Raw genomic sequence first — 25,039 nt, 5'->3', positions numbered from 1 at the left:
CTACGGTCAAAGATAGCGGCGGCGGGCGGTGGCGTGGCGCTCGTACTCCTCCCGGGCCCTGCGGGCCGCCGGGCGGGTCGCGGTCCCGGCGACAGGCACATCCCACCACGCCTGGGCAGGGGGCGCGCCCGGCACTGTGTCGGCTGTTTCGGTCTCGACATAGACACATGTGGGGCGCGTGGAGGCGCGCGCCTCGGACAGCGCCTCCCGCAGCTCACCGGCCGTGCGGGCGCGCAGCACGTGCATCCCGAGCGAGGCGGCGTTGGCGGCCAGGTCCACGGGCAGCGGGTCGCCGGTGTACGTGCCGTCCGCGGCCCGGAAGCGGTAGGCGGTGCCGAAGCGCTCGCCGCCGACGGCCTCGGACAGGCCGCCGATCGAGGCGTACCCGTGGTTCTGGATCAGCACCACCTTGATGGGGATCCCCTCCTGCACGGCGGTGACCAGCTCCGTCGGCATCATCAGGTACGTGCCGTCGCCGACGAGCGCCCACACCGGGCGGCCGGGCTCGGCCAGGGCGACGCCGATCGCCGCCGGGATCTCGTAGCCCATGCAGGAGTAGCCGTATTCGAGGTGGTACTGGCGGCGGGAGCGGGCGCGCCAGAGCTTGTGCAGGTCGCCGGGGAGGGAGCCGGCGGCGTTGATGACGACGTCGGAGTCGTCGACGACGGCGTCGAGGGCGCCGAGGACCTGGGCCTGGGTCGGGCGCGCGGCGGCGTCCTGCGCGGTGAACGCCCGGGTGACGAGCCGCTCCCAGGCCTGCTTGCCGGCCGTGTACTCCTTCTCGTACGCGTCCGGGACGCGGTGGCCGGCCAGGGCCTCCGTCAGCGCCTCCAGGCCGGTGCGGGCGTCCGCGACGAGGGGCAGCGCGGAGAGCTTGTGGGCGTCGAAGGAGGCGGTGTTGAGGTTGACGAAGCGCACGTCCGGGGCGGCGAAGAGGGTGTTCGAGGCGGTGGTGAAGTCGCTGTAGCGGGTGCCGATGCCGATGACCACGTCGGCCGTGCGGGCCAGGTCGTCGGCGACGGCCGTGCCGGTATGGCCGATGCCGCCGACGTCCGCCGGGTGGGCGTGGTGCAGGGATCCCTTGCCTGCCTGGGTGGAGGCGACGGGGATGCCGGTCGCGTCGGCGAGGGCGCGCAGCGCGTCCTCGGCCTCGCTGTGGTGGACGCCGCCGCCGGCGATCAGCAGGGGGCGGCGGGCGGCGCGTACGGCTGCCGCGGCCGCCGCCAGTTCGGCCGGGTCGGGGGCCGGGCGGCGCACGCGCCAGACGCGCTCGGCGAAGAACTCCTCCGGCCAGTCGTACGCCTCGGCCTGCACGTCCTGCGGCAGGGCGAGGGTGACGGCGCCGGTCTCGACGGGGTCGGCGAGGACGCGTACGGCCTGCAGGGCGGCCGGAATGAGTGCCTCCGGACGGGTGATCCGGTCGAAGTACCGGGAGACCGGGCGCAGGCAGTCGTTGACGGACACGTCGCCCGCGCCGGGGTGTTCGAGCTGCTGCAGGACGGGGTCGGCGGGCCGCCCGGCGAACGTGTCGCCGGGCAGCAGGAGAACGGGGATGCGGTTGACCGTGGCGAGGGCGGCGCCGGTGACGAGGTTGGTGGCGCCGGGGCCGATCGACGTGGTGACGGCGTGCGCGGAGAGCCGGTCGCGGTGGCGGGCGTAGCCCACGGCCGCGTGGACCATCGCTTGTTCGTTGCGGCCCTGGTGGTACGGCATGACGTCGCCGGACTCCAGCAGCGCCTGCCCGATCCCGGCGACGTTGCCGTGGCCGAAGATGCCCCAGCAGGCGGCGATCAGACGCTGCCGGCGGCCGTCGCGCTCGGTGTACTGGCGGGCGAGGAACGCCACCAGGGCCTGGGCGACGGTGAGGCGGCGGGTGGCCGTCCGGTCGGTTGTCCGGTCGGTTGTCTGGTCGGTCATCCGGTCGGTCGTCCCGTCGGTCGTCATCGGTTCCCTCCCGGGTGGAGCGGCAGCCGTGGGTCGACCGGCTGGTCCGGCCAGGTCGTACGGATCCAGGCATGGTCGGGGTGGTCGCGGATGAGCCATTCGCGCTCCGCGCCGGGGCCGGCCATGACGTTGAGGTAGTACATGTCGTGGCCGGGCGCGGCCATGGACGGGCCGTGCCAGCCGTCGGGGATGAGCACGACGTCGCCCGTGCGGACCTCGGCGAGGACGTCGGTGCCCTTGTCGCGCGAGGGCGACACGCGCTGGTAGCCGAGGCCCGGGGTGCCGGAGGGCCCGTCCGCGATCTCGAAGTAGTAGATCTCCTCCAGCTCGGACTCCTCGCCCGGGTGGTGCTCGTCGTGCTTGTGGGGCGGATAGGAGGACCAGTTGCCGCCCGGAGTGAGGACCTCGACGGCGATGAGCTTGTCGCACGCGAAGACGCCTGCGGCGGCGAAGTTGTTGACCTGACGGGAACAGGTGCCGGAGCCGCGCAGCTCGACGGGAACGGCCTCGGCAGGGCCGTAGCGGGCGGGCAGACGGCGCTCGCAGCGGGCCCCGGCGAGGGCGAAGCGGCCGCCGGCCGGGGTGGTGAGGGTGACGGTGGCGTCGCGGGGAACGTAGGCGAAGTCGGTGGTCGACGAGAAAGGGCTCGCGCGGCCGCGGAGTTCGAAGGAGTCGCCGTCGCCGGTGGTGACGGCGCAGCCGCCGCGGAGGGGGAGCACGATCCACTCGCTGTCACCGGTGGGGAAGGTGTGGGCGCCGCCGGGGGGAAGGGTGAGCACCCTGAGGGAGGAGTACGCCCAGCCGGCCTGCTCGGGGGCGACGTCCACGTCGTAGGGCGGGATCGGGGGCGGAGTCATGGGGAGGCCTCCTGGCGAGGGCGGAGTGGGCGACGGAAGGGCCCCGGGGGCCGGGGGCTTGCCCCCGGGAAACGGTGAAAGGGTGGGGCCGGGGCCCTTCCCCCGCCGCAACGGCGAGCAACCACCGCGTACCGGCCCGGCGGTGCCGGATCCACCCCTGGTGACGGGCGGGGACCGGCCGGCGAGCCGTCACTCACCCGCGCCCGCCCGCGGACGCGCCCCGTAGCGCCCGGCCGCGCCGCAACCCGCGCACCCGTCACAGCAACCCCACCGCCCTGTCCACCGCGCCCGCCACGTCCCCGTCCGCCGGGTAGAGCAGCGCCCGGCCCACGACCAGCCCCTGCACCGTCGGCAGGCGCAGCGCCGACCGCCAGCGCTCGTACGCCGCGTCCCGGTCGTCCCCGACGTCGCCCCCGAGGAGCACGGCCGGCAGTGTCGACGTCTCCATCACCCGTGCCATGTCCGCGGGGTCGTCCGTCACCGGCACCTTGAGCCAGGTGTAGGCGGACGTGCCCCCCAGCCCGGAGGCGATGGCGATCGCCCTCGTGACGGCCTCGGCGCTCAGGTCGTTGACGACCCTGCCGTCGATGCGCCGGGAGAGGAACGGTTCGACGAAGACCGGCAGCCGGCGCGCCGCCATCGCGTCGACGGCGCGGGCGGCCGCGTGCAGGGTCGTGAGCGAGCCGGGGTCGCCGGGGTCGATGCGCAGCAGCAGCTTGCCCGCGTCGAAGCCGAGCGCCGCGAGGTCCTCCGCGCGGGGCCCGGTGAAGCGGTCGTCCATCTCGAAGGCCGCGCCGGCCAGCCCGCCGCGGTTCATGGAGCCGATGACGACCTTGTTCTCCAGCGCGCCGAGCAGCAGCAGGTCGTCCAGGATGTCGGCGGAGGCGAGGACCCCGTCGACGCCGGGCCGGGACAGCGCGAGGCAGAGCCGCTCCAGCAGGTCGGGCCGGGCGGCCATGGCGAGGGGCCGGTCGCCGACACCGAGGGCGCCGCGCGCGGGGTGGTCCGCCGCGATGATCATCAGGCGCCCGCTGTCCCCGACGAGCGGCCGCCGGGCACGCCGGGCGGCGGCTTCGGCGATGGCCTCGGGGTGCCGGCTGCGGATACGGGCGAGCTCGGCGATCTGCACGGTCACGAGCGGGGGACCTCCGTACGGGGAGCGCGGGCTTCCGGGCCGGAGGGGCGGGTTCCCGGGCCGGAGACGCCGGCTTCCGGACCGGAGGGACTGGTTCCCGGGCCGGAGAAGTCGGCCTCCGGGCCGGAGGAGCCGATTCCCGAGCCGGAGGAGCCGGCTTCCGGGCCGGAAGTGCGGGAGGCGCCGGAGGCGGCGGCCCCGCCGAGGGCTTCGGATCCCCCGGGGGCTCCGGACTTGCCGAGGGCGCCCGACTCCCCGGGGGCTCCGGGCTCCCCGAGGCCGCCCGACTCGCCGGGCGCACCGGATTCGCCGAGGCCACCCGACTCCCGGGACGCACCGGACTCCCCGGACTCGCCGGCCCCGCCGGCCCCGCCGGCCCCGCCGGCAACCGCCGCGCCCTCGCTCAGCAGCCCCTCGATCTCCTCCCCCGTCGGCATCGCCGCCGAGCACGACAGCCGCGTGGCCACCAGCGCCCCCGCCGCGTTGGCGTACCTCAGCGTCCGTTCGAGCGGCCAGCCGGCCAGCAGCCCGTGGCACAGGGCACCGCCGAACGCGTCGCCCGCGCCGAGGCCGTTGACGACCTCGACCTCCACGGGCGGCACTTCCGCCGTCGTCCCGTCGCGGTGGACGGCGAGGACGCCCTCGGGTCCCCGTTTCACCACGGCGAGTTCGACCCCGGCGGCGAGCAGCGCCCGCGCGGCGGCGTGCGGCGCGCGCTCGCCGGTGGCGACCTCGCACTCGTCGGCGTTGCCGACGGCGACCGTGGCGTGGGCGAGGGCGGCGGCGTAGTGCGGCCGGGCGGCGGCCATGGCGGCGGGCCCCGTACGCCCCCCCGCGCCCGAGGCGCCGCCCTCGCCGCCCCAGAACAGCGGCCGCCAGTCGAGGTCGAGGACCGTGACGCCGCGCCGCCCGCGCGCCGCGAGCGCGGCCAGCGTCGCGGCCCGGCTGGGCTCCTCGCACAGACCGGTGCCGGTCGCCCAGAAGATGCGGGCGTCCCGGATCGCGCCGAGGTCGAGCTCGTGGGGGTGGATCTCCAGGTCGGGGGCCTTGGGGCGGCGGTAGAAGTAGAGGGGGAAGTCGTCCGGCGGGAAGATCTCGCAGAAGGTCAGGGGCGTGGGGTAGGCGGCGACGGGCGTCACCCACCGATCGGAGACGCCGAAGTCGCGCAGCGCGTCGTGGAGGTAGTCGCCGAAGGGGTCGGCGCCGGTGCGGCTGATGAGCGCCGTGCGCCTGCCGAGCCGCGCCGCGGCGACCGCGACGTTCGCGGGCGAGCCGCCCAGGAACTTCCCGAAGGTCTCGGCCTTCGCCAGCGGCACGCCGGTCTGCAGGGGATACAGGTCCACGCCGACCCGGCCCATGGTGATCAGGTCGAACGGGGTGGGGGACGTACGCGGACTCGGCTGGCTCATCGGCGCCCTTCCTGACGATTCGGCTCAGGTCTAGCCGGGTCCGCCGGACCCTGTCAAGGATTTGTCCTTACATATAGACGTGAACGGAACGTGCCTTGACGTTACGTCCGTATGTCCGGACGAAGCCTTGACACTCCCCCGCCCCCCTAGGAAGCTACGGGCAATCCCGCCCTCGCCCGAGGAGAGCCACCATGCCCGCTCCCCACGCGACGCCCCCCGCCGCCGACCGCCGCCGCATCCGGGTCGGTTCCGCCCCCGACTCGTGGGGCGTCTGGTTCGCCGACGATCCCGCGCAGCTGCCGTGGCGGCAGTTCCTCGACGAGGTCGCCGAGGCGGGCTACGAGTGGATCGAGCTGGGCCCGTACGGCTATCTGCCGACCGACGCCGCCCGCCTGCGCGACGAGACGCAGCGGCGCGGCCTCACGGTCTCGGCCGGCACGGTCTTCACCGCGCTGCACCGCGGGCCGGCCGCCTGGGAGGCGACCTGGGCGCACGTCGCCCCCGTCGCCGAGCTCACCGCCGCGATGGGCGCCCGCCACCTCGTCGTCATCCCCTCCTTCTGGCGCGACGACAAGACCGCCGAGATCCTCGAGGACCCCGAGCTGAGCGCGGAGCAGTGGCGCCACCTCGCCGCCGGCACGGAGCGGCTCGCCCGCGAGGTCCGCGAGCGCTACGGGCTCGGCATCGTCGTCCACCCGCACGCCGACACCCACATCGACGGCGAGGCGCACGTCGAGCGCTTCCTGGACGCCACGGACGCGTCGCTGGTCAGCCTCTGCCTGGACACCGGGCATTACGCGTACTGCGGCGGGGACAGCGTCCGGCTCATCGAGACGTACGGGGAGCGGATCGGCTACCTCCACCTCAAGCAGGTCGACCCGGAGGTCCTCGCGGACGTCCTCGCCAAGGGGACGGCCTTCGGGCCCGCCGTGCGACAGGGCGTCATGTGCGAGCCCCCGCAGGGGGTTCCCGCGCTGGAACCCGTCATCGACGCGGCCTCCCGGCTGGACGCGGACCTGTTCGCCATCGTGGAACAGGACATGTACCCGTGCCCGCCGGACCGCCCGCTGCCGATCGCTCGGCGCACGCGGGGGTTCCTGCGCGGCTGCGGCGTCTGAGACGAGGAAAGTGGGACGCATGAAGCACGAAGGCACCCTCGGCGTCGCCGTCATCGGCACGGGGCGGATGGGGTCCGACCACGTCCGGCGCATCGACGAGGTCATCAGCGGGGCCCGGGTCGCCGCGGTCATAGACGTCGACGGCGAGCGCGCGGAGAAGGCTGCGGCGGGGATCCCCGGATGCGCGGCGCACACCGACGCCGCCGCGGCGATGGACGCGCCCGGCGTCGACGCCGTGCTCATCGCCTCGCCCGGGCCCGCGCACGAGGCGGCCCTGCTGGACGCCCTCGCGCGCGACCTGCCCGTGCTGTGCGAGAAGCCCCTCACGCCCGATGCGGCGTCCGCGCTGCGGGTGCTGGACGCGGAGGTCCGGCTCGGGCACCGGCGGGTGCAGGTGGGGTTCATGCGGCGCTACGACGCCGAGTACGTGCAGCTCAAGGCGCTGCTCGACGGCGGGGCGCTCGGCCGGGCGCTGATGCTGCACTGCCGGCACCGCAACGTGGCCACGCCGCCCGGCTTCACCGAGGCGATGATGATCAACGACTCGGTGGTGCACGAGATCGACGCCACGCGGTGGCTGCTGGGGCAGGAGATCACGGCGGTGAGCGTGGTGAAACCGGCCCCGTCGTCCGCCGCGCCGGACGCCCTGAGCGACCCTCAGCTGGTCATCCTGGAAACGTCCGGCGGGGCGGTCGCCGACGTCGAGATCTTCGTCAACTGCGGCTTCGGCTACCAGGTGCAGTGCGAGGCGGTGGCCGAGCGCGGCAGCGCGCGGCTCGGCGACGCGCACGGGCTGTACGTGAACGCGGCGGGCCGCTGGGGCGGCGCCGTCGCCCAGGACTACGTGGACCGCTTCCGCGACGCGTACGACCGCGAGATCCAGCACTGGGTCGACGCCACGCGGCGCGGGGTGACGGAGGGGCCGAGCGTGTGGGACGGGTACGCGGCAGCGGCGGTCTGCGAAGCAGGCGTCCGAGCCCAGTCATCGGGCACCCGCACGGAAGTGGACCTGACGCCGCGACCACCTCTGTACGCATGAGGCGGCAGGCGGACCGCCCTGCCGGCGACCCGCACGGTCCGGGTGCCGGGCCCCCCGCCGCAACCGCGAGCAACCACGACAGCGCAGCCCGGCGGGGGTTGCCCGCCACGGCGGCGGGACCAGTTCGCCTGCCGGCAACCTCGCGGATGCACGCCGCCCACGCCCCCGGCGCGCACCGCTCCGGATGCCGGGTATCCACCCCCCGCCGCAACGGCGGACAACCACGACGGCGCAGCCCGGCGGTGCCCAGCCGACGGCGGCCGTTCGGCACCGCCGGACACCCCGGCGGGGGTTGTCCACCGCGGCGGCGGGACCACTTCGCCTGCGCACCGCTTCGGATGCCGGGCATCCACCCCCCGCCGCAACGGCAAGCAACCGCGACGGCGCAGCCCGGCGGTGCCCAACCGCCCGCGCGCCACGGCACCACGGCGCCGCCACGCCTCCCGGCAGGGGACCCCGCGGCGGTCGGCCACCGGCCGTTCCGGCTCGGTGGTGTCAGGGCCACAGGACGGAGTCAGTCATGCGGATCGGAGTCGTCGGGGCCGGGCGGATCGGGGCGCATCACGCGGCCGTGGTCGCGGCGCTCGACGGGGTCGGGCAGGTCGTCGTCGCGGACGCCGACCACGAGCGGGCCGCCGCGGTCGCCGAGCGCATCGGCGCCCGTACCGCACCCTCCCCCGAGGCCGTGTTCGACGGCGGCGTCGACGCGGTCGTGATCGCGGCGACCACCTCCGCCCACCCCGGCCTGATCGCGCGCGCGGCCCGCGCCGGCCTGCCCGCGTTCTGCGAGAAGCCGGTCGCCCTCGACGTCCCCGGGACGCTGCGCGCGCTGCGCGAGGTCGACGCCGCGGGGACGCTGCTGCAGCTGGGGTTCCAGCGGCGCTTCGACGCCGGTTTCCGCGCCGCGCGCGAGGCGCTGCGCACGGGGCGGCTCGGCCGCGTGCACACCATCCGCACCGTGACGTCCGACCCCGCACCCCCGCCGCCCGGCTTCCTGGCCCGCTCGGGCGGCCTGATCCGCGACTGCCTGGTGCACGACTTCGACGCGGTGCGCTGGCTGACGGGCCGGGAGGTGACGGAGGTGTACGCGCGGGGCGCGACCGGCGGCGCGGGCGCGGGGGCCTTCCGTGCGGCGGGCGACGTGGACACGGCCGCCGTCCTGCTCACCCTGGACGACGGCACCCTGGTGACGGCGACGGCGACCCGCTGCAACGGCGCGGGCTACGACGTGCGGACGGAGCTGTCCGGGGAGCTCGACCAGTGGGTCGTGGGCCTGGACGCCCGTACGCCCGCGACGTCCGCCGAGCCGTCCGGCCCGCCCCCTCCGGCCCGCCCCTGGACCGGCTTCCTGGAGCGGTTCGGCGCCGCGTACCGCGCCGAGCTGGCCGCCTTCTTGCGGGCGGCCCGCGGCGAGGTGCCCAACCCCTGCCCGGCCCGCGAGGGCTTGCACGCCCTGCTGGTGGCGGAGGCGTGCGAGACGTCCCGCCGGGAGAACCGGCCGGTCCGCCCGGCCGCCCCCGCGGAATCCGGCCCCGCGGAATCCGGCCCCACCGGCTGATCCGGGGTCACCGGCTGATCCGGGGTCACCGGCTGATCCGGGGTCATGCGTACGTCACGGGCGTCACATTCCCGCCGCCCTTCCGTCACAGCCGTACGACAGCGCCTCATCGATGGTCACTCTGCGTCGTTCAAGGGACAACAGTCGTGGTGATCGACAAGGCCGCGCCGCAGCTCCCCCGACGGATCCCCCTCCGTCGCTGCGGCGCAGCGGAGAGGCGCGAGATGACTGACCGTCGACTCTGGTCCTACAAGGAGATCGCAGCGCACATCGGCGTGCAGACCGATACCGTGCGGACCTACCGGAAGCACGGGTTGCTGCCCAAGCCCGATCTGACCGAGGGCGGCAAGCCCTACTGGTTCGCGGACACCGTCCGTGCCTGGGTGGCCGCCCGCCCGGGCAACCGCTCCCGGCGCGACACCGGGAACTGACCTCCACCCACCCACCCTTCCGGCCCCGGACCGCACGTGCGGCCCGGGGCCCCGTCGGTCGGCCGCCCGGCGCACAACCCCCGGGCACGGATGTCCGGTTCACCCCCACAGGAATACCCCCAGGGGGTAAGGTGTTCCCACTGGTGCACGGCACACGGCACCACGACCAACCCCTTCCGAGGAGAACCGTCATGAGCTCCCAGACCACCGACTCCGTCACCGTCTACCGCGTGACCGGCATGACCTGCGGCCACTGCGAGTCCGCGGTGACGGAGGAGATCTCCGCCCTGCCCGGCGTGGTGTCCGTCAAGGCCGTGGCCGCCGCCGGCGAGGTCACCGTGACCTCCTCGGCCCTCCTGGACGACGAGGCCGTCCGCGCCGCGGTGGACGAGGCGGGTTACGAGCTCGTCGGCCGCGGCTGACGCATCACCTGCGGCGGCCGCGGAGCCCCACGCGGCCGCATAAGTGACACAACACCCACACACTTGCCCTCTTGCCCGACTGCGCCCGTTATGGCAAGAGACCTAGATCACAGCAATCCCAACGTAACCATTGCGGGGGGTCGAGGGTCTAACCAGGCAGTGCTGGATCGTCTTGGGGGACGGTACCGGCCACGCGTGGCCGGGGCACGTACCCGGGGAGCTTTGAGCGGCCCTCCCGTACGTACGCGTCCCGGCAGATCGCGTCGGTCGCGCGCACCGAGGCTCCCGGCCGGATCCCGTGGGGGGAATCCGTACCGGGGAACGGGGAAGCGCCCCGCTCCGACCCGTGGGGGGATCGGAGGCGGGGCGCTTTTCTCAGCCCTGCGAAAAGCCCTGAGAGCCATGGCGGCTCTCAGGGCTTTTGTCGGCTCAAGGCCTCGCTCGCGGCTCAAGGCCTCGCTTGCGGCCTAGCGGCTCGCGGCCTCGTACGGATCAGGCGCGCTCGACCGGCAGGTCGCGCTCGATGACGCCGGTGTAGATCTGGCGCGGGCGGCCGATGCGGGAACCCGGCTCCTTGATCATCTCGTGCCACTGGGCGATCCAGCCCGGAAGGCGGCCGAGCGCGAAGAGCACGGTGAACATCTCGGTCGGGAAGCCCATGGCCCGGTAGATCAGACCGGTGTAGAAGTCCACGTTCGGGTAGAGGTTGCGCGAGACGAAGTAGTCGTCGGAGAGCGCGTGCTCCTCGAGCTTCAGCGCGATGTCGAGCAGCTCGTCGGACTTGCCGAGCGCCGAGAGGACATCGTGCGCCGCCGCCTTGATGATCTTCGCCCGGGGGTCGAAGCTCTTGTAGACGCGGTGCCCGAAGCCCATCAGGCGGACGCCGTCCTCCTTGTTCTTCACCTTGCGGATGAAGGCGTCGACGTCGCCGCCGTCGGCCTGGATGCCCTCGAGCATCTCCAGCACCGACTGGTTGGCGCCACCGTGCAGCGGGCCCCACAGGGCGTTGATGCCGGCGGAGATCGACGCGAAGAGGTTGGCCTGCGAGGAGCCCACCAGGCGCACGGTCGAGGTCGAGCAGTTCTGCTCGTGGTCGGCGTGCAGGATCAGCAGCTTGTCGAGCGCGCTGACGACGACCGGGTCCAGCTCGTACTCGGCGGCGGGCACCGAGAAGGTCATGCGCAGGAAGTTCTCGACGTAGCCGAGGTCGTTGCGCGGGTAGACCACCGGGTGGCCGATCGACTTCTTGTACGCGTACGCCGCGATCGTCGGCAGCTTGGCGAGCAGCCGGATCGTGGAGAGGTGGCGCTGCTTCTCGTCGAACGGGTTGTGGCTGTCCTGGTAGAACGTCGACAGCGCGCTGACCACGGAGGACAGCATCGCCATCGGGTGCGCGTCACGCGGGAAGCCGTCGTAGAAGCGCTTGACGTCCTCGTGGAGCAGGGTGTGCTGGGTGATCTCGCCCTTGAAGGCGTCCAGCTCGTCGCCCGACGGGAGCTCGCCGTTGATCAGCAGGAAGGCGGTCTCGAGGAAGGAGCTGCGCTCGGCGAGCTGCTCGATCGGGTAGCCCCGGTAGCGCAGGATGCCCTGCTCGCCGTCGAGGTAGGTGATCGCGGATTTGTAGGCGGCGGTGTTGCCGTAACCGGAGTCCAGGGTCACCAGCCCGGTCTGGGCGCGGAGCTTGCTGATATCGAAGCCCTTGTCGCCGACGGTGCTGTCGACCACCGGGTAGGTGTATTCGCCGTCCCCGTACCGCAGTACTACAGAGTTGTCGCTCACGTCATCCCTCACCGACGTTGTGCCTCTTCTTCGAGGTGCCCTGACTACCCCTACCTTCCCCCATTTGGACGATGCACGTGCACTCGGGGTCGGCCATAGGGCCTAAAGACGGCACTCAGTGCCGTCCAGCCTGGCCATACTGCCCCCTTCGCCCCGGTTGGTAAACCGATGAGAGACGAATCCCACCCCGGATCCGCGCTCCCCGGGGCCCCTTCGCGCGCCGGAATGGCCCTTTAGACCCTTCACAAAACCTCCCCGAGCGGACTCACCTCGCCAGCCGGTGATCGAGCGCCGTACATCTCCTGCCTGCGGAGACGGTCCGTACGGCCTGTCCGAGCGCCTTCCGCGAGCCCACCAGCACCACCAGCCTTTTTGCCCGGGTTACTGCGGTATAGAGCAGATTGCGCTGGAGCATCATCCAGGCACCCGTGGTGACGGGGATCACCACGGCCGGGTACTCGCTGCCCTGCGAGCGGTGGATGGTCACGGCGTAGGCGTGGGCGAGCTCGTCGAGTTCGTCGAAGTCGTAGCCCACCTCCTCGTCCTCGTCGGTGCGCACGGTCAGCCGCTGCTCGACGACGTCGAGCCCGGTGACGACGCCCACCGTCCCGTTGAAGACTCCGTTCTGCCCCTTTTCGTAGTTGTTGCGCACTTGGGTGACCTTGTCGCCGACGCGGAAGACCCGGCCGCCGAAGCGCTTCTCGGGCAGGTCGGGCCGGGCGGGCGTAATGGCCTGCTGGAGCAGTCCGTTGAGGGTGCCGGCGCCCGCCGGGCCGCGGTGCATCGGCGCCAGCACCTGGACGTCACGGCGGGGGTCGAGCCCGAACTTGGCGGGGATGCGCCGCGCCGCCACGTCCACGGTGAGCCGGCCCGCCTCCTCGGTGTCCTCCTCGGCGAAGAGGAAGAAATCCGTCATCCCCTGAGTGATGGGCTGCGCCCCGGAGTTGATGCGGTGCGCATTGGTGACCACGCCGGACTGCTGCGCCTGCCGGAAGATGCGGGTGAGCCGGACGGCCGGGACGGGACCGCCGGGCGCCAGGAGGTCGCGCAGCACCTCCCCGGCGCCCACGGAGGGCAGTTGGTCCACATCGCCCACCAGGAGCAGGTGGGCTCCGGGGGCCACGGCCTTGACGAGCTTGTTGGCCAGCAGCAGGTCGAGCATGGACGCCTCGTCCACGACGACCAGATCGGCGTCCAGGGGGCGGTCCTTGTCGTACGCCGCGTCCCCGCCGGGCTTGAGCTCCAGGAGGCGGTGGACGGTGGACGCCTCGGCGCCCGTGAGCTCGGAGAGCCGCTTCGCGGCCCGCCCGGTGGGCGCCGCGAGCACCACCTTCGCCCCCTTGGCCCGGGCCAGTTCGACCACGGAGCGGACGGTGAAGGACTTGCCGCAGCCGGGCCCGCCGGTGAGCACCGCGACCCTGCTGGTGAGCGCGAGGCGGACCGCCTCCCGCTGCTCGGCGGCCAGCTGCGCGCCCGTGCGGCCCGCGAGCCAGGTGAGGGCCCGGTCCCAGTCGACGTCCCGGAAGGCGGCGAGCCGGTCGCCCTCGGCGCCCAGCAGGCGCTTCACCTGCCCGGCCAGGGACAGTTCGGCGCGGTGGAAGGGGACGAGGTAGACGGCAGTGACGGGCTGCCCGTCCTCCGGGCCGGGAACGCTCTCGCGGACGACGCCCGGACCCTCCTCGCCCTTCTGGGCGGCCAGTTCGGCGAGGCAGTCGATGACGAGACCGGTGTCGACCTGGAGGAGCTTCACGGCGTCCGCGATCAGCCGCTCCTCGGGGAGGTAGCAGTGGCCCTGGTCGGTGGACTGGGAAAGGGCGTACTGCAGGCCGGCCTTGACCCGCTCGGGGCTGTCGTGCGGGATGCCGACGGCCTGGGCGATGCGGTCGGCGGTGAGGAAGCCGATGCCCCAGACGTCGGCCGCAAGGCGGTAGGGCTGGTTGCGGGTGACGGAGATGGAGGCGTCGCCGTACTTCTTGTAGATGCGCACGGCGATGGAGGTGGAGACGCCCACCCCCTGGAGGAAGACCATGACCTCCTTGATGGCCTTCTGCTCCTCCCAGGCGGCGCCGATCAGCTTCGTGCGCTTCGGGCCGAGGCCGGGGACCTCGATCAGGCGCTCCGGCTGCTGCTCGATGACGTCGAGGGTGTCGGTGCCGAAGTGCTCGGTGATGCGGTCGGCGATGCGCGGGCCGATGCCCTTGATCAGGCCGGAGCCCAGATAGCGGCGGATGCCCTGGACGGTGGCGGGAAGGACGGTGGTGTAGTTCTCGACGGTGAACTGCCGCCCGTACTGCGGGTGGGAGCCCCAGCGGCCCTCCAGGCGCAGCGACTCCCCCGGCTGCGCCCCGAGCAGCGAGCCGACCACCGTGAGGAGATCGCCACTGCCCCGGCCGGTGTCGACGCGGGCGACCGTATAGCCGCTCTCCTCATTGGCGTAGGTGATCCGCTCCAGGACACCTTCGACCACTGCCATCTGGACCATGCGCCGACGGTACCGCCGTGGTCTGACAGGTGTTCGGGCCTGTGGACAACTCCCCCGGGGCGGGAAAGGCAGAGGGGCCCGGTCCGACGACCGGGCCCCTCGTATCCCCCCAAAACCGGCTTCCCCTGAATCCCCCCGGATCCCTCCCCGGGAAGCCCGATGCCAAGTACGACCCACCCGGGCCGCAAAGGGTTGCAGCGCTTTCAAGGAGTTATCGTTCCGTTACCCCTTGTGCGATTTTGACGCCTCCGGCTACCCCGGGTAAGCCATGGATGTACCGAAGGTAAGGTTCCAGCTCCTCCGGGCCGGGGAACCCGTACCCCCATGAAGCTCGCCTTCTCCACCCTCGGAGTGCCCGGACTGCCCCTGTGGGAGGTGGTGCGGCTGGCCCGTGCGCACGGCTGGGACGGCGTGGAGCTGCGGGCCCACCCGGAGGAGCCCGTGCACCCCGGGTGCGGGGCGAAGGAGCGGGAGGCGGCGGTCGCGGAGTTCGCCGGCGAGGGCGTGGAGATCCTGGCGGTGGCCGGGTACGCACGGGTCGCCGCCGCCGGCGACGACGCGCCCGTGCTGCACGAGCTGTCCGGCCTGGTCCACCTGGCGGCCGACCTCGGCGCCCGCTACGTGCGGGTCTTCCCCGGCGGCGGCGACCTGCCCGCGGAGGAGGCCGACGCGACGGCGGCCCGGCGGCTGGGCACGGTGGCCCCCCTGGCCGCCGACCGGGGCGTCCACGTGCTGCTGGAGACACACGACTCGCACCGCCGGGCCGCGGACGCCGCCCGCGTGCTCGGCCCCGTGGGTCACGCCAACATCGGCGCCCTGTGGGACGTCCTGCACACCTGGCTCGGCGGCGAGACGCCCGCCGAGAGCTTCCCCGTGCTCGCCCCCCACCTGGGCTACGTCCAGGTGAAGGACGTCGCTTCGGCCGGGGCGCTCGATCCGCTGCCGCTGGGCGCGGGGGCGCTGCCGCTCGGCGAGTGCGTCCGGGTGCTCACCGGGTCGGGCTGGGACGGCTGGCTGTGCTGGGAGTACGAGAAGCGCTGGTACCCGCAGGCGGCCGATTTCGGGCAACTGGCGGCGCCGGGGGCGGAGTACTTGCGCGGCCTGCTCGCCGCCGCCCCGCCAGGGCCGTGACGCCCACCCCGGACACCAGCAGCACCGCCGCGCCCCAGCGCAGCGGGCTCACGCCCTCGCCCAGCACGAGCGCCGCCGACGACATGCCGAAGACGGGCACCAGCAGGGTGAAGGGCGCGACCGCCGAGGCGTCGTAGGTGCGCAGCAGGAAGCCCCACGCGCCGAAGCCGAGGACGGTGGAGACCCAGGCGACGAAGAGGATCGCCCCGGCGCCGCTCCAGTCGAGCGACCGCAGCGCCGCGGCGTCCGCCTCCGGGCCCTCGAAGAGGAGCGAGAGCAGCAGGAGCGGCAGCACCGGCACGGTGCTCACCCACACCATGAAGCGCAGTGCGTCGGGCGGCGCAGCCTTGCGGGTGATCACGTTGGACACGCCCCACAGGGCCGCGGCGGCCACGACGAGCGCGAAGCCGAGGAGCGTTCCGGAGGTGCCCTCGTCGACGGCGGCAACCGCGATGCCCGCCAGGGCCAGGGCCATGCCGAGCAGGCGGGTGCGGCCGAGCCGTTCGCCCAGTGCGGCGACGGCGAAGAGGGCGGTGAAGACCGCCTGCACCTGCAGCACGAGCGAGGACAGGCCGGCCGGCATCCCCAGGTGCATGCCGGTGAAGAGCAGGCCGAACTTGCCCACCCCGAGGACCAGTCCGACGGCCACGATCCAGCGCCACCGGACCTGCGGCCGCCCGACGAGGAAGACGGCGGGCACGGCCGCGGCGAGGAAGCGCAGGGCGGAGAAGAGCAGCGGCGGGAAGTGGTCGAGGCCGACGTCGATGACGACGAAGTTGACGCCCCAGACGGCGGCTACGAGAACGGCGAGGGAGAGGTGCAGGGGACGCATACGGGCCAGCCTCGCCGCCCGGACTCTGTAGCACCAGCACAGGTTCCTTCATGATGGGATTCAGCAACGCTGAAACGACGAGGGGGACTTCCGTGCTGGACCTGACCCGCCTGCGGGCGCTGCACGCGGTGTCGGTGCACGGTTCGGTGAGCGCCGCGGCCGTGGCCCTGGGCTACACGCCGTCGGCCGTCTCGCAGGCCGTCACCAAGCTGGAGCGGGAGACGCGCACGACGCTGCTGGAGCGGCGCGGGCGGGGCGTGGCGCTGACCGACGAGGGGCGGCACCTGGCCGCCACGGCCCGGCAGCTGCTGGCCCTGGTCGAGCAGGCGGAGACGGAGCTGGAGGAGCGCCGGGGACGGCCGGCGGGCAGGCTGGTCATCGGGGCGTTCGCGTCGGCCGCGCGCGGCCTGCTGCCCGGCGTGCTCGCCCGGCTCGGCAGCGACCACCCGGCGCTGGACGCCCGGCTGCTGGAGGTGGACCCGCACCTGTCGGCCGACCTGGTCTCCCAAGGGGTCATCGACCTCGCGGTCACGCACGACTGGGACATCGCCCCGCTGGCCGCCCCGGAGGGCCTGCAGCGGGCGGTGATCGGTGACGACCGGTGCGACGTGCTGGTGCCGGAGGGCCACCCACTCGCCGGCCGCGAGGTGCTCGACCGGACGGACCTGCCGCACCACCGCTGGATCTGCCAGCCGCCTGGCGCCGTCTGCCACGACTGGCTCGTACGGACGCTGCGCGCCACCGGGCACGAGCCGGACCTCGCCTACCAGGTCGCCGAGAACCACACCCACGTCGCCCTGGTCGCCGCGGGCCTCGGCATCACGCTGATGCCCCGCCTGGGGCGGGGCCCGCTGCCCGCGGGCGTGCGCGCCGTGCCGCTGGAGCCGGTGCCCGTACGGCGGCTCTTCGCCCTGTGGCGCACGGGCACGGCCCGCCGTCCCGCGATCACCGAGGCCGTCCGCACGCTCCACGAGCAGTGGCCCCTGAGGACGTTCTGAACCACCGGCCGGAGGGCATTGAGCAGCTGGTCAACCGGCTTGATCGCATGGTTGCACCACTCGCTCGAATCGTATGATGCAGCCTCGGCGAGAGGGCTGCACACATGTCGGTGGACACCAAGGAACGGCTGATCCGGGCGGCTGACACCGTGCTGCGGACGCAGGGGTACGCCAAGTCGAGCGCGCGGACGATCGCCAAGGAGGCGGGGGTCAATTCGGCGCTGGTCTTCTATCACTTCGGGGGCGTCGACCCGCTGCTGTTCGCGGCGCTCGACCGCTCCTCCGCCGAGCGCATGGAGTTGCTCACCGAGGCGGTCGCGGACGCCCGCACCCTCGAGGACCTGGTGGACGCCGGCACGCGCGTGTACCGCAGCGACATCGAGGCCGGGCACCTGACGCTGTTCTCCGAGCTCGTCGCCGCTGCCGTCGCCAAGCCGGAGCTGCGCGCGGAGATCCGGGAGCGGGCCGAGCCGTGGATCGTCTTCGTCGAGCAGACCCTGGAGCGGGTCATCGGCGGGACGCCGCTCGCGCGCCTGACCCCGCCGCGCGACCTCGCCAACGCCGCGATCACCTTCTACCTCGGAGTCAACCTCTTCACCGTCCTGGACAGCGACCGCTCCCGTACGGAGTCGGTGTTCGCGATGGCCCGGCGGCTCGCGCCGCGCGCACGGCTGCTGACCCGGCGGCTGCCCGCGCTCGGCGGGAAGCGGCGCGCGCACGACTGACGCGCGCCGGGTGCGGGAACCGCTCCGGGGCGCCGCCCGTCCAAGGGCCGTGCTGCCGCCGTACCCGCAGAGCGGTGTCGGCCCGCGCCGCCGGCCGGTTGCTGACTCTCCCTCTCCGCCGCCTGCGGAAGGCAACACGCCGTCGTCGGCGCGCCCCCCGCTCCACAGCGCCGGCGGCGGGCCCGGCCGGGCGGAACAGGCGGACGGGCGGGGCGGACGGTACGGCGTACGGGCAGGGTCGTACGGGCACGGCGTGCGCACCAGGCGTACGCCCGGTGGCACGCGCCCGCACACACATCGTTTCCACCGCCGCCGTGCGCCCGGCACGTCTGGTGTGCGCCGGGCCCGGGAAGCCAGGCTGGAGCGCATCGGGGGACGGGGGTCATCATGCGCCATGGCGCGCCGCGGACGGCGCTGCTCGCGCTCGCGCTGCTCGCGTCCGGCGCGACCGCCGCGCTGAGCGGCTGCCGGACCCAGCAGCCCGCTGCGGGCGCCGCCGGCACCCCCGCCGCCCACGCCCGCCCGGGGCGCGATCCGGCGTTCCTGGCCCGCGGCGAGTGCGCGGGGCGGAACACGGGCTCCTTCACCGAGATCTCCTGCTGGAGCGGGGAGGCCGCGGCGCGGGTCCTCGCCCGCTACAACGGCCCCCGCCCGGGCGGCCCGCGCTGCCCCGACGAGACCGACTTCGTCCTGCACATCACGGCCGTCGACCAGGGCGCCTCGGAGGCGCACAGCGCGCCCGAGGGCTACGCCTGCATGCGCAACCTCCAGCCGCCGCACCCGGGCGACCCCGGCATGGGCGGCGGGCCGGTGACGGTGACCGGCGACTGCCTCTACACCCAGCGGGACGGGGTCGTGAAGGAGACCGCCTGCGACGGCTCGGCGGCCCACGCCCCCGAGTACCGCATCACGGCCCGGGTCGGGGCCCGGCCGGAGTGCCCGCCCTCGACCGACCTGTACGTACAAGTGGGCGGCGGGGCACCCGTCGGGTGCGCCCGCCGCCTGGTCTAGCCCACCCCGAGGGGGCGGTCGCGGTTACGGCCGCAGGGCCTGCCGCTGCTCGACGACCGGCTTGTCGAGCTTCGCGTCGTACGGGGCGAGCGGCTTGGCGTGCGCCTCGTCCTGCCGGACGGCCGCCGGGGCGACGCCCGCCCACTGCAGGACCTTGGCCGTGGCCTTGGCCCGCTCGTCGGCGACCAGCTGCGCGATGTTCGAGCCGTGGTTGCCGCCGGGCGCGTAGAAGCGGTAGTCGTCACGCGCGGCCGCGTTCCTGCCGAGGCGGAACGGCTCGCCGCTCCACGGGTCGTTCTGCCCGTAGACGAAGAGCATCCGCTCGCTGTCCTCGCGCACCCAGCGGTCGACGTCGGTCATGGCGCCGCGCTTGAACTTCATCGGGATCTCCCGCGGCACGTACGCGCGCGGGTTGAGCGCCTCGGGGTGCCGGATCAGGTCCTTGAGGTGCGCGTTCTTCACGCTCGGCGCGCCGAGCTCGGTGCCCGCCTGGTAGTAGTACGGGGTGAAGCGCTCCAGGCCCTGGTCGGTGTAGCCGTCGAAGCCCGAGATGTTGTCCACGAACTTGTACAGCTCGTCGGTGGAGGCGTTCGTGGCGGGCACGGACGCGCACTCGCTCTGCAGGTGGTACTGCCAGAACGACCAGACCAGGTCGACCACGACGTTCTCGAAGGCCTTGTCGATGCTGCCGAGGGTCTTGAAGGTCTTGCCGTTCTCGTCGGCCCACTTCTGGTAGCGGGCGACGAACTCGCCGCGGCGCTGCAGCGCCTGGCGCTGCACCGAGTTGAGCTGGGTGCGGCAGGCCTGGTCGCCGACGTTCGCGAAGAACCGGTCGTAGGCCGAGTCGTCGTTGTTGTCGATGTCGTTGGGCGCGACGTAGGCCACGGTGCCGTTCATGTCGTCCGGGAAGTAGCGGCGGTAGTACGTCGCCGTCATGCCGCCCTTGGAGCCGCCGGTGGCCAGCCAGTTCTTGCCGTAGAGCGGCTTGAGGGCCGCGAAGAGGCGGTGCTGGTCACTGGCCGCCTGGTAGATGTCGAGCTTCGACCAGTCGGCGGGCTGCGGCCGCGACGGGGTGAAGAAACGGTACTCCATCGACACCTGGTTGCCGTCGATGATGCGGGTCGGCTCGCTGCGGCCGGGGTTGGTGTTGACGTTGTAGCCGGAAGTGAAGAAGACGGTCGGCCGGTCCGTCGACTTGTGCAGCAGCGTGAAGCGCTGCTGGAAGGTGCCCTTGGCCGGGTGCCGGTGGTCGACCGGCTGATCGTAGGTCAGAACGAGGTAGCGGTAGCCCTCGTAGGGCTTCTCCTCGACCAGCTTCATGCCCGGAATCTTCAGGACACGGTCCTTGATGTCCGGCTCGGTGGCCTTGTCGGCCGCCCCCGCCGTGGCACTGCCGGCACCGACGGTGCCCACGAGCACCGTCAGCGCCAGCAGCCATCTGAGAGCCTTGCGCATTCGCCCTCCCCTGGGTTCGCAAGTTCGCCGCGAACCTACCCGGGGGGCCGACCTGCGCACCAGACCCTTTTCTCCCGCCCTTCCCGCCCCTGCCGCCGGCAGCCCGCCGGGCTCAGCCGGTCCGCTTGGCGTACGACACCATCACGACGCCGTTGCCGAACGAGCGGGTCCCCTTCAGGTCGTAGCGCTGCGGGGAGAACTCCGCCGAGAACAGCGGGATGCCCTTCCCCGCCACGAACGGGTTGATCTTCACCACGAGCTCGTCGATCTCGCCGCGCAGCTGACCCGCGAGGTTGGCCCCGCCGCACAGCCAGATCCCCTTGCCCGCCTCCTGCTTGAGGTCGCGGACCAGCTCCACCGGGTCGCCGGAGAAGACCGTGATCGCGGGGTCGGGGCTGGTGGCGAGGGACTTCGAGACGACGTACTGCCGCAGGTGCGGGTACGGGCTGGTCATGCCGATCGACAGGCCCGGCTCGTAGGTGTTGCGGCCCATCAGGACCGTGTCGAAGTCCCTGTTGTCCGCGCCGAGCCCGACGGCCTCGCGGCCGCGCGCGGAGACGGTGTCGGGATAGCTCTCGATCAGCGCGGCGACGTACTCGTCGTCCAGGATCGACATCATGAACTCGAACTCGTCACCGGGGCCGGCGATGAAGCCGTCGATGGTGGTGGCGATGAAGTAGGTGAGCTTGCGCACGAGTCCCCCGCTCGGTGAGAAACGGCCGGTCCGGGCTTGTCCGGCGCCAACCTACCGGGCGGGGGCACCTCCGGCCTACGCAGGCACCGCCTCGCCCGTGAACGTCCGCCACAGGTCCGCGTAGCGCCCCTCGCGGGCCAGCAGCCCGGCGTGCGTGCCGTCCTCGACGACGCGGCCGTGGTCCAGGACCACCACCCGGTCCGCGCGGGCGGCCGTGGTCAGCCGGTGGGCGACCACGAGCGTCGTGCGGCGCCCGGCCAGCCGGTCCGTGGCCCGGTTGACCAGCGCCTCGGTGGCCAGGTCCAGGGCGGCGGTGGCCTCGTCCAGCAGCAGGACGTCCGGGTCGACCAGCTCCGCCCGGGCCAGGGCGATCAGCTGGCGCTGGCCGGCGGAGAGGTTGCGGCCCCGCTCGGTGACCGGGTGCAGGTAGCCGCCGTCCAGCGTGGCGATCATGTCGTGGGCGCCGACCGCGCGGGCCGCGGCCTCCACCTCGGCGTCGGCGGCGTCCGGACGCCCGTAGGCGATGGCGTCGCGCACCGTGCCCGGGAAGAGGTAGGGCTCCTGGGGGACGACGCCGAGCCGGTGCCGGTAGCCGGTGGGGTCCAGCTCGCGCAGGTCGTGGCCGTCCACGCGGACCGCGCCGCCCGTCGGGTCGTAGAACCGCGCCACCAGCTTGACGAGGGTGGACTTGCCCGCGCCGGTCTCGCCGACGAAGGCGACGGTCTGCCCGGCCGGGATCGTCAGGCTGATGCCGGACAGGGCGTTCTCGCCGTCACCGTAGTGGAAGGCGACGTCGTCGAAGACGATCTCGCCGGACAGCTCCCGCACCGGGCGCGGCCGTTCGGCCACGGGCGTGCTGGTCGGCTCGCGCAGCAGGCCCTGCACCCGGCCGAGGGAGACGGTGGCCTGCTGGTAGCCGTCGAAGACCTGCGACAGCTGCTGGACGGGCGCGAAGAACAGGTCGATGTAGAGCAGGTAGGCCACCAGCGCGCCCGCCGTGAGCGTGCCGTCGCCCACCCGGCCGGCGCCGACGATCAGCACCGCGGCGGCGGCGACGGACGACAGCAGCTGGACGAAGGGGAAGTAGACCGATATCAGCCACTGGCCGCGGACGCGCGCCTGCCGGTAGGACCAGCTGCGCTCCGCGAACCGCCGGGCGCCGGCCGCCTCGCGGCGGAACGCCTGCACGATGCGCAGGCCCGCGACGCTCTCCTGCAGGTCGGCGTTGACCAGCCCGACGCGCTCGCGCGCCAGCTCGTACGCCTTGACGCTCTGCCGGCGGAAGACGACGGTCCCGGCGATCAGCGGGGGCAGCGTCGCGAAGACGACGAGGGCCAGTTCGACGTCGATGACGAGGAGGGCGACGAGTATGCCGAAGAAGGTGAGGACGGAGACGACGGCGGTGACCAGGCCGGTCTGCAGGAACGTCGACAGGGCGTCCACGTCCGTCGTCATCCGCGTCATGATCTTGCCGGTGAGCTCGCGCTCGTAGTAGTCGAGCCCCAGCCGCTGGAGCTGGGCGAAGATCTTCACGCGCAGGGCGTACAGGATGCGCTCGCCCGTGCGGCCCGTCATGCGCGTCTCCGCGACCTGGGCGGCCCACTGGGCCGCGACCACGAGCAGGGCCAGCCCGGAGGCCGCCCAGACCGCTCCCAGGGCGATCTGCTGGACGCCCTGGTCGATGCCGTGCCGGATCAGCACCGGCAGCAGCAGCCCGGCGCCGGCGTCGACCGTCACCAGCAGCAGGCTCAGCAGCAGCGGCGTGCGGAAGCCGCGCAGCAGCTGCCGCAGCCCGTAGGCCTCCTCCGGGCGCGCGGCCCGCTCCTCGTCCACGTCGGGGGTGTCGTCCGCGGGCGGCAGTGCGGCCACCTTGGCGAGCAGTTCGGGCGTGGCGGGCATGCCCGTGACGCCGTCGGAGCTGCCGGCGGGCTCGTCCTTGCGCACCCACAGGGAGGGGGTGACGCCGTCGGCCAGGAACCGCCGGGGCTTGACCGGGGTCGCGTCGACCTCGGGGCGGGAAGGAGCGTCCACGCGCGCGTGGCCGTCCGTACGGTCGAGGACATCCGTACGGTCGAGGACGCCCGCGGCGGACGCCTCTCCGTCGAAGACCCCGGCGAGGGCGACCGGAGCGGCGCGCCCCGCGGGGTCCCTCGTCACCCCGGCCAGCTCACCCGGATCGGTCAGCAGGAGGCGGTACCGCTCGCAGCGCTCCTCCAGCTCGTCCGCGGTGCCGACGTCCACGAGCCGGCCGCCGTCCAGGACCGCGATCCGGTCGGCGAGCGCCAGCGTGGAGGCGCGGTGGGCGATCAGCAGGGTCGTACGGCCCGCCATGACGCTCCGCAGCGCCTCGTGGATCTCGTGCTCCACGCGCGCGTCGACCGCGGACGTCGCGTCGTCCAGGAGCAGCAGACGGGGGTCGGTGAGGATCGCGCGGGCCAGGGCGATGCGCTGGCGCTGGCCGCCGGAGAGGGTCAGGCCCTGCTCGCCGACGGCGGTGTCGTAGCCGTCGGGCAGCTCGCCGATGAAGCCGTCGGCCTGCGCGGCGCGCGCGGCGGCGCGGATCTGCTCGTCGGTGGCGTCCGGGTGCCCGTAGGCGATGTTGTCGCGGATGCTGTCGGAGAACAGGAAGCTGTCCTCGGGGACGAGCCCGATGGCGGCGCGCAGGGAGGGCAGCGTGAGGTCGCGGACGTCGTGGCCGCCGACGCGCACGGCGCCGCCGGTGACGTCGTAGAAGCGCGGCAGCAGCAGCGAGACGGTGGACTTGCCGCTGCCGGAGGCGCCGACGACGGCCACGGTCTCGCCGGGCTCCAGGCGCAGGGAGAAGCCGTCGAGGACGGGCCGCGCCGGGTCGTAGCCGAAGGTGACGTCGTCGAACTCGACTGTGGCGGGGGCGTCCCGGGGCAGCTCGACGGCGCCGGGCCGCTCCTGGACGACCGGCTCGGTGTCGACGAGTTCGAGGACGCGCTCGACGCCCGCGCGGGCCTGCTGGCCGACGGTGAGGACCATGGTGAGCATCCGCACGGGGCCGACGAGCTGCGCCAGGTAGGTCGAGAAGGCGACGAACGTGCCGAGGGTGATCTGGCCGCGGGTGGCCATCCAGCCGCCGAGGGCGAGCATGGCCACCTGGCCGAGCGCGGGGACGGCCTGCAGGGCCGGGGTGTAGCGGGAGTTGAGGCGCACGGTGCGCAGGCGGCCGGCGAAGAGCCGGCGGCTCACCTCGCGGAGCTTGGCGCTCTCCTGCGCCTCCTGGCCGAAGCCCTTGACGACGCGGACGCCGGTCACCGAGCCGTCCACGACGCCGGCGACGGCCGCGGCCTGCCCCTGGGCGTACCAGGTGGCGGGGAAGAGCCGGGTGCGGCTGTGCTTGGCGAGGATCCACAGGGCGGGGGCGACGGCGAGGGCGACGACGGTCAGCAGCGGGGAGAGGACCACCATCACGACGAGCGAGATGGCGAACAGCATGAGGTTGCCGATCATCATCGGCAGCATGAAGAGGAGGCTCTGGATCAGCTGGAGGTCGCTGGTCGCGCGGCCGACGACCTGGCCGGTGGACAGCTCGTCCTGGCGCCGGCCGTCGAGCCGCGCGATGGCCTCGTGCATCTCGGTCCGCAGGTCGTGCTGGACGTCGAGGGCGAGGCGTCCGCCGTAGTAGCGGCGGACGTACGTCAGGCCGTAGACGGCTACGGCGGCGACTATGAGGAGCGTGGCCCAGGGGGCCAGCGGGCGCTGGTGCGAGCCGATCACGTCGTCGATGATCAGCTTGGGTATGAGGGGCACGAGCGCCATGACGGCCATGCCGGCGAGCGAGGAGCCGAGGGCGAGGAGCACCGTGCCGCGGTAGCGCCAGCAGTAGCCGGCGAGCCGCCTGGCCCATCCTTGACCTGTGGTTTCCCTCGCCGCTGCCACCCGAGCCTCCTGCGCTGCCGCTCTCGTCCTGCTGACGGAGGGCCCAACGCCCTGGGCTGCGGATTTCATCCCGGCGCAACAAAGTACGGGCGCGAGGGCGGGCGGTGCGCTCC

General features: G+C 73.4%; 17 protein-coding genes and 2 pseudogenes. 9 read left to right on the top strand and 10 right to left on the bottom strand.

Features of this window, described 5'->3' with window-relative positions:
• Nucleotides 1–6 precede the first annotated feature (6 nt).
• From iolD to iolC, 4 genes and pseudogenes are all read right to left on the bottom strand, one after another.
• Nucleotides 7–1,917 (bottom strand): 3D-(3,5/4)-trihydroxycyclohexane-1,2-dione acylhydrolase (decyclizing), encoded by a 1,911-nt coding sequence (gene iolD, locus AS857_RS18245; RefSeq protein WP_058046883.1) that lies wholly within the window; start codon nucleotides 1,915–1,917, stop codon nucleotides 7–9.
• 23 nt (nucleotides 1,918–1,940) lie between these two features.
• Nucleotides 1,941–2,801 (bottom strand): 5-deoxy-glucuronate isomerase, encoded by an 861-nt coding sequence (iolB, locus tag AS857_RS18240; RefSeq protein WP_058044378.1) that lies wholly within the window; start codon nucleotides 2,799–2,801, stop codon nucleotides 1,941–1,943.
• A 256-nt stretch (nucleotides 2,802–3,057) separates the two neighbouring features.
• On the bottom strand, nucleotides 3,058–3,936 hold the full coding sequence (locus tag AS857_RS18235) for a Cgl0159 family (beta/alpha)8-fold protein (protein WP_058044377.1): 879 nt from the start codon (nucleotides 3,934–3,936) through the stop codon (nucleotides 3,058–3,060).
• A gap of 394 nt (nucleotides 3,937–4,330) precedes the next feature.
• Nucleotides 4,331–5,345 (bottom strand): annotated as a pseudogene (gene iolC / locus AS857_RS18230) (5-dehydro-2-deoxygluconokinase); the annotation flags it as partial.
• A gap of 191 nt (nucleotides 5,346–5,536) precedes the next feature.
• Between iolC and AS857_RS18225 the strand changes: the two are divergent.
• From AS857_RS18225 to AS857_RS18205, 5 genes are all read left to right on the top strand, one after another.
• Nucleotides 5,537–6,463: a sugar phosphate isomerase/epimerase family protein gene (locus AS857_RS18225; protein ID WP_058044376.1), complete on the top strand. Its 927-nt coding sequence runs from the start codon at nucleotides 5,537–5,539 to the stop codon at nucleotides 6,461–6,463.
• Nucleotides 6,464–6,482: 19 nt separating this feature from the next.
• Nucleotides 6,483–7,502, top strand: coding sequence for a Gfo/Idh/MocA family protein (locus AS857_RS18220; protein ID WP_058044375.1), 1,020 nt, complete (start codon nucleotides 6,483–6,485; stop codon nucleotides 7,500–7,502).
• A gap of 520 nt (nucleotides 7,503–8,022) precedes the next feature.
• Nucleotides 8,023–9,060, top strand: coding sequence for a Gfo/Idh/MocA family protein (locus AS857_RS18215; RefSeq protein WP_058044374.1), 1,038 nt, complete (start codon nucleotides 8,023–8,025; stop codon nucleotides 9,058–9,060).
• A 224-nt stretch (nucleotides 9,061–9,284) separates the two neighbouring features.
• On the top strand, nucleotides 9,285–9,491 hold the full coding sequence (locus AS857_RS18210; protein WP_058046882.1) for a helix-turn-helix transcriptional regulator: 207 nt from the start codon (nucleotides 9,285–9,287) through the stop codon (nucleotides 9,489–9,491).
• Nucleotides 9,492–9,682: 191 nt separating this feature from the next.
• Complete coding sequence (locus AS857_RS18205) at nucleotides 9,683–9,913, top strand: heavy-metal-associated domain-containing protein (protein WP_058044373.1); 231 nt, start codon at nucleotides 9,683–9,685, stop codon at nucleotides 9,911–9,913.
• 492 nt (nucleotides 9,914–10,405) lie between these two features.
• On the opposite strand, the gene AS857_RS18200 is transcribed toward AS857_RS18205, so the two are convergent.
• Entirely contained in the window at nucleotides 10,406–11,692 is a 1,287-nt protein-coding gene (locus AS857_RS18200) for a citrate synthase (protein ID WP_058044372.1), read from the bottom strand.
• A gap of 265 nt (nucleotides 11,693–11,957) precedes the next feature.
• Nucleotides 11,958–14,174 carry an SF1B family DNA helicase RecD2 gene (gene recD2, locus AS857_RS18195; protein WP_058044371.1) on the bottom strand — a complete coding sequence of 739 codons (2,217 nt, stop codon included), beginning with the start codon at nucleotides 14,172–14,174 and terminating at the stop codon, nucleotides 11,958–11,960.
• A gap of 324 nt (nucleotides 14,175–14,498) precedes the next feature.
• Here recD2 and AS857_RS18190 point away from each other — a divergent pair.
• Nucleotides 14,499–15,176, top strand: a pseudogene (locus tag AS857_RS18190) (sugar phosphate isomerase/epimerase family protein); the annotation flags it as partial.
• Here the strand turns inward: AS857_RS18190 and AS857_RS18185 are convergent.
• Nucleotides 15,163–16,137 carry an EamA family transporter gene (locus AS857_RS18185; protein ID WP_107105631.1) on the bottom strand — a complete coding sequence of 325 codons (975 nt, stop codon included), beginning with the start codon at nucleotides 16,135–16,137 and terminating at the stop codon, nucleotides 15,163–15,165. The pseudogene AS857_RS18190 and the gene AS857_RS18185 overlap by 14 nt on opposite strands.
• A 92-nt stretch (nucleotides 16,138–16,229) precedes the next feature.
• On the opposite strand from AS857_RS18185, the gene AS857_RS18180 reads away from it, so the two are divergent.
• The 3 genes from AS857_RS18180 to AS857_RS18170 all read left to right on the top strand — a co-directional run bounded on the left by AS857_RS18180 (nucleotide 16,230) and on the right by AS857_RS18170 (nucleotide 18,871).
• Nucleotides 16,230–17,135, top strand: coding sequence for a LysR family transcriptional regulator (locus AS857_RS18180; RefSeq protein WP_058044369.1), 906 nt, complete (start codon nucleotides 16,230–16,232; stop codon nucleotides 17,133–17,135).
• 104 nt (nucleotides 17,136–17,239) lie between these two features.
• Nucleotides 17,240–17,860 (top strand): TetR/AcrR family transcriptional regulator, encoded by a 621-nt coding sequence (locus tag AS857_RS18175; RefSeq protein WP_058044368.1) that lies wholly within the window; start codon nucleotides 17,240–17,242, stop codon nucleotides 17,858–17,860.
• Nucleotides 17,861–18,247: 387 nt separating this feature from the next.
• Nucleotides 18,248–18,871, top strand: coding sequence for a hypothetical protein (locus AS857_RS18170; protein ID WP_058044367.1), 624 nt, complete (start codon nucleotides 18,248–18,250; stop codon nucleotides 18,869–18,871).
• A gap of 24 nt (nucleotides 18,872–18,895) precedes the next feature.
• Here the strand turns inward: AS857_RS18170 and AS857_RS18165 are convergent, their stop codons facing one another.
• The 3 genes from AS857_RS18165 to AS857_RS18155 form a co-directional block, all read right to left on the bottom strand.
• Nucleotides 18,896–20,326 carry a S28 family serine protease gene (locus AS857_RS18165; protein ID WP_058044366.1) on the bottom strand — a complete coding sequence of 477 codons (1,431 nt, stop codon included), beginning with the start codon at nucleotides 20,324–20,326 and terminating at the stop codon, nucleotides 18,896–18,898.
• Between the two features lie 112 nt (nucleotides 20,327–20,438).
• On the bottom strand, nucleotides 20,439–21,020 hold the full coding sequence (locus AS857_RS18160) for a dihydrofolate reductase family protein (protein WP_058044365.1): 582 nt from the start codon (nucleotides 21,018–21,020) through the stop codon (nucleotides 20,439–20,441).
• 75 nt (nucleotides 21,021–21,095) lie between these two features.
• The gene (locus tag AS857_RS18155; RefSeq protein ID WP_079110490.1) at nucleotides 21,096–24,995 is read right to left on the bottom strand and encodes an ABC transporter ATP-binding protein; all 3,900 of its coding nucleotides are present in this window, start codon (nucleotides 24,993–24,995) and stop codon (nucleotides 21,096–21,098) included.
• Between the last annotated feature and the right edge of the window lie 44 nt (nucleotides 24,996–25,039).

The organism is Streptomyces roseifaciens (assembly GCF_001445655.1).
In the GTDB taxonomy this organism is placed as follows: domain Bacteria; phylum Actinomycetota; class Actinomycetes; order Streptomycetales; family Streptomycetaceae; genus Streptomyces; species Streptomyces aureoversilis.
Note: the sequence above shows the minus strand (reverse complement) of the source record. Positions and strands in the feature narration are given on the sequence as shown.

Excerpts from the sequence above, each read along its gene's own strand:
- AS857_RS18155 (WP_079110490.1), bottom strand. The coding sequence starts at position 24,995 with ATGAAATCCGCAGCCCAGGGCGTTGGGCCCTCCGTCAGCAGGACGAGA.
- AS857_RS18225 (WP_058044376.1), top strand. The coding sequence starts at position 5,537 with ATGCCCGCTCCCCACGCGACGCCCCCCGCCGCCGACCGCCGCCGCATC.
- iolD (WP_058046883.1), bottom strand. The coding sequence starts at position 1,917 with ATGACCGACCAGACAACCGACCGGACAACCGACCGGACGGCCACCCGC.
- AS857_RS18170 (WP_058044367.1), top strand. The coding sequence starts at position 18,248 with ATGCGCCATGGCGCGCCGCGGACGGCGCTGCTCGCGCTCGCGCTGCTC.
- AS857_RS18205 (WP_058044373.1), top strand. The coding sequence starts at position 9,683 with ATGAGCTCCCAGACCACCGACTCCGTCACCGTCTACCGCGTGACCGGC.
- AS857_RS18220 (WP_058044375.1), top strand. The coding sequence starts at position 6,483 with ATGAAGCACGAAGGCACCCTCGGCGTCGCCGTCATCGGCACGGGGCGG.
- AS857_RS18165 (WP_058044366.1), bottom strand. The coding sequence starts at position 20,326 with ATGCGCAAGGCTCTCAGATGGCTGCTGGCGCTGACGGTGCTCGTGGGC.
- AS857_RS18215 (WP_058044374.1), top strand. The coding sequence starts at position 8,023 with ATGCGGATCGGAGTCGTCGGGGCCGGGCGGATCGGGGCGCATCACGCG.
- AS857_RS18175 (WP_058044368.1), top strand. The coding sequence starts at position 17,240 with ATGTCGGTGGACACCAAGGAACGGCTGATCCGGGCGGCTGACACCGTG.
- AS857_RS18210 (WP_058046882.1), top strand. The coding sequence starts at position 9,285 with ATGACTGACCGTCGACTCTGGTCCTACAAGGAGATCGCAGCGCACATC.
- iolB (WP_058044378.1), bottom strand. The coding sequence starts at position 2,801 with ATGACTCCGCCCCCGATCCCGCCCTACGACGTGGACGTCGCCCCCGAG.
- AS857_RS18185 (WP_107105631.1), bottom strand. The coding sequence starts at position 16,137 with ATGCGTCCCCTGCACCTCTCCCTCGCCGTTCTCGTAGCCGCCGTCTGG.
- recD2 (WP_058044371.1), bottom strand. The coding sequence starts at position 14,174 with ATGGTCCAGATGGCAGTGGTCGAAGGTGTCCTGGAGCGGATCACCTAC.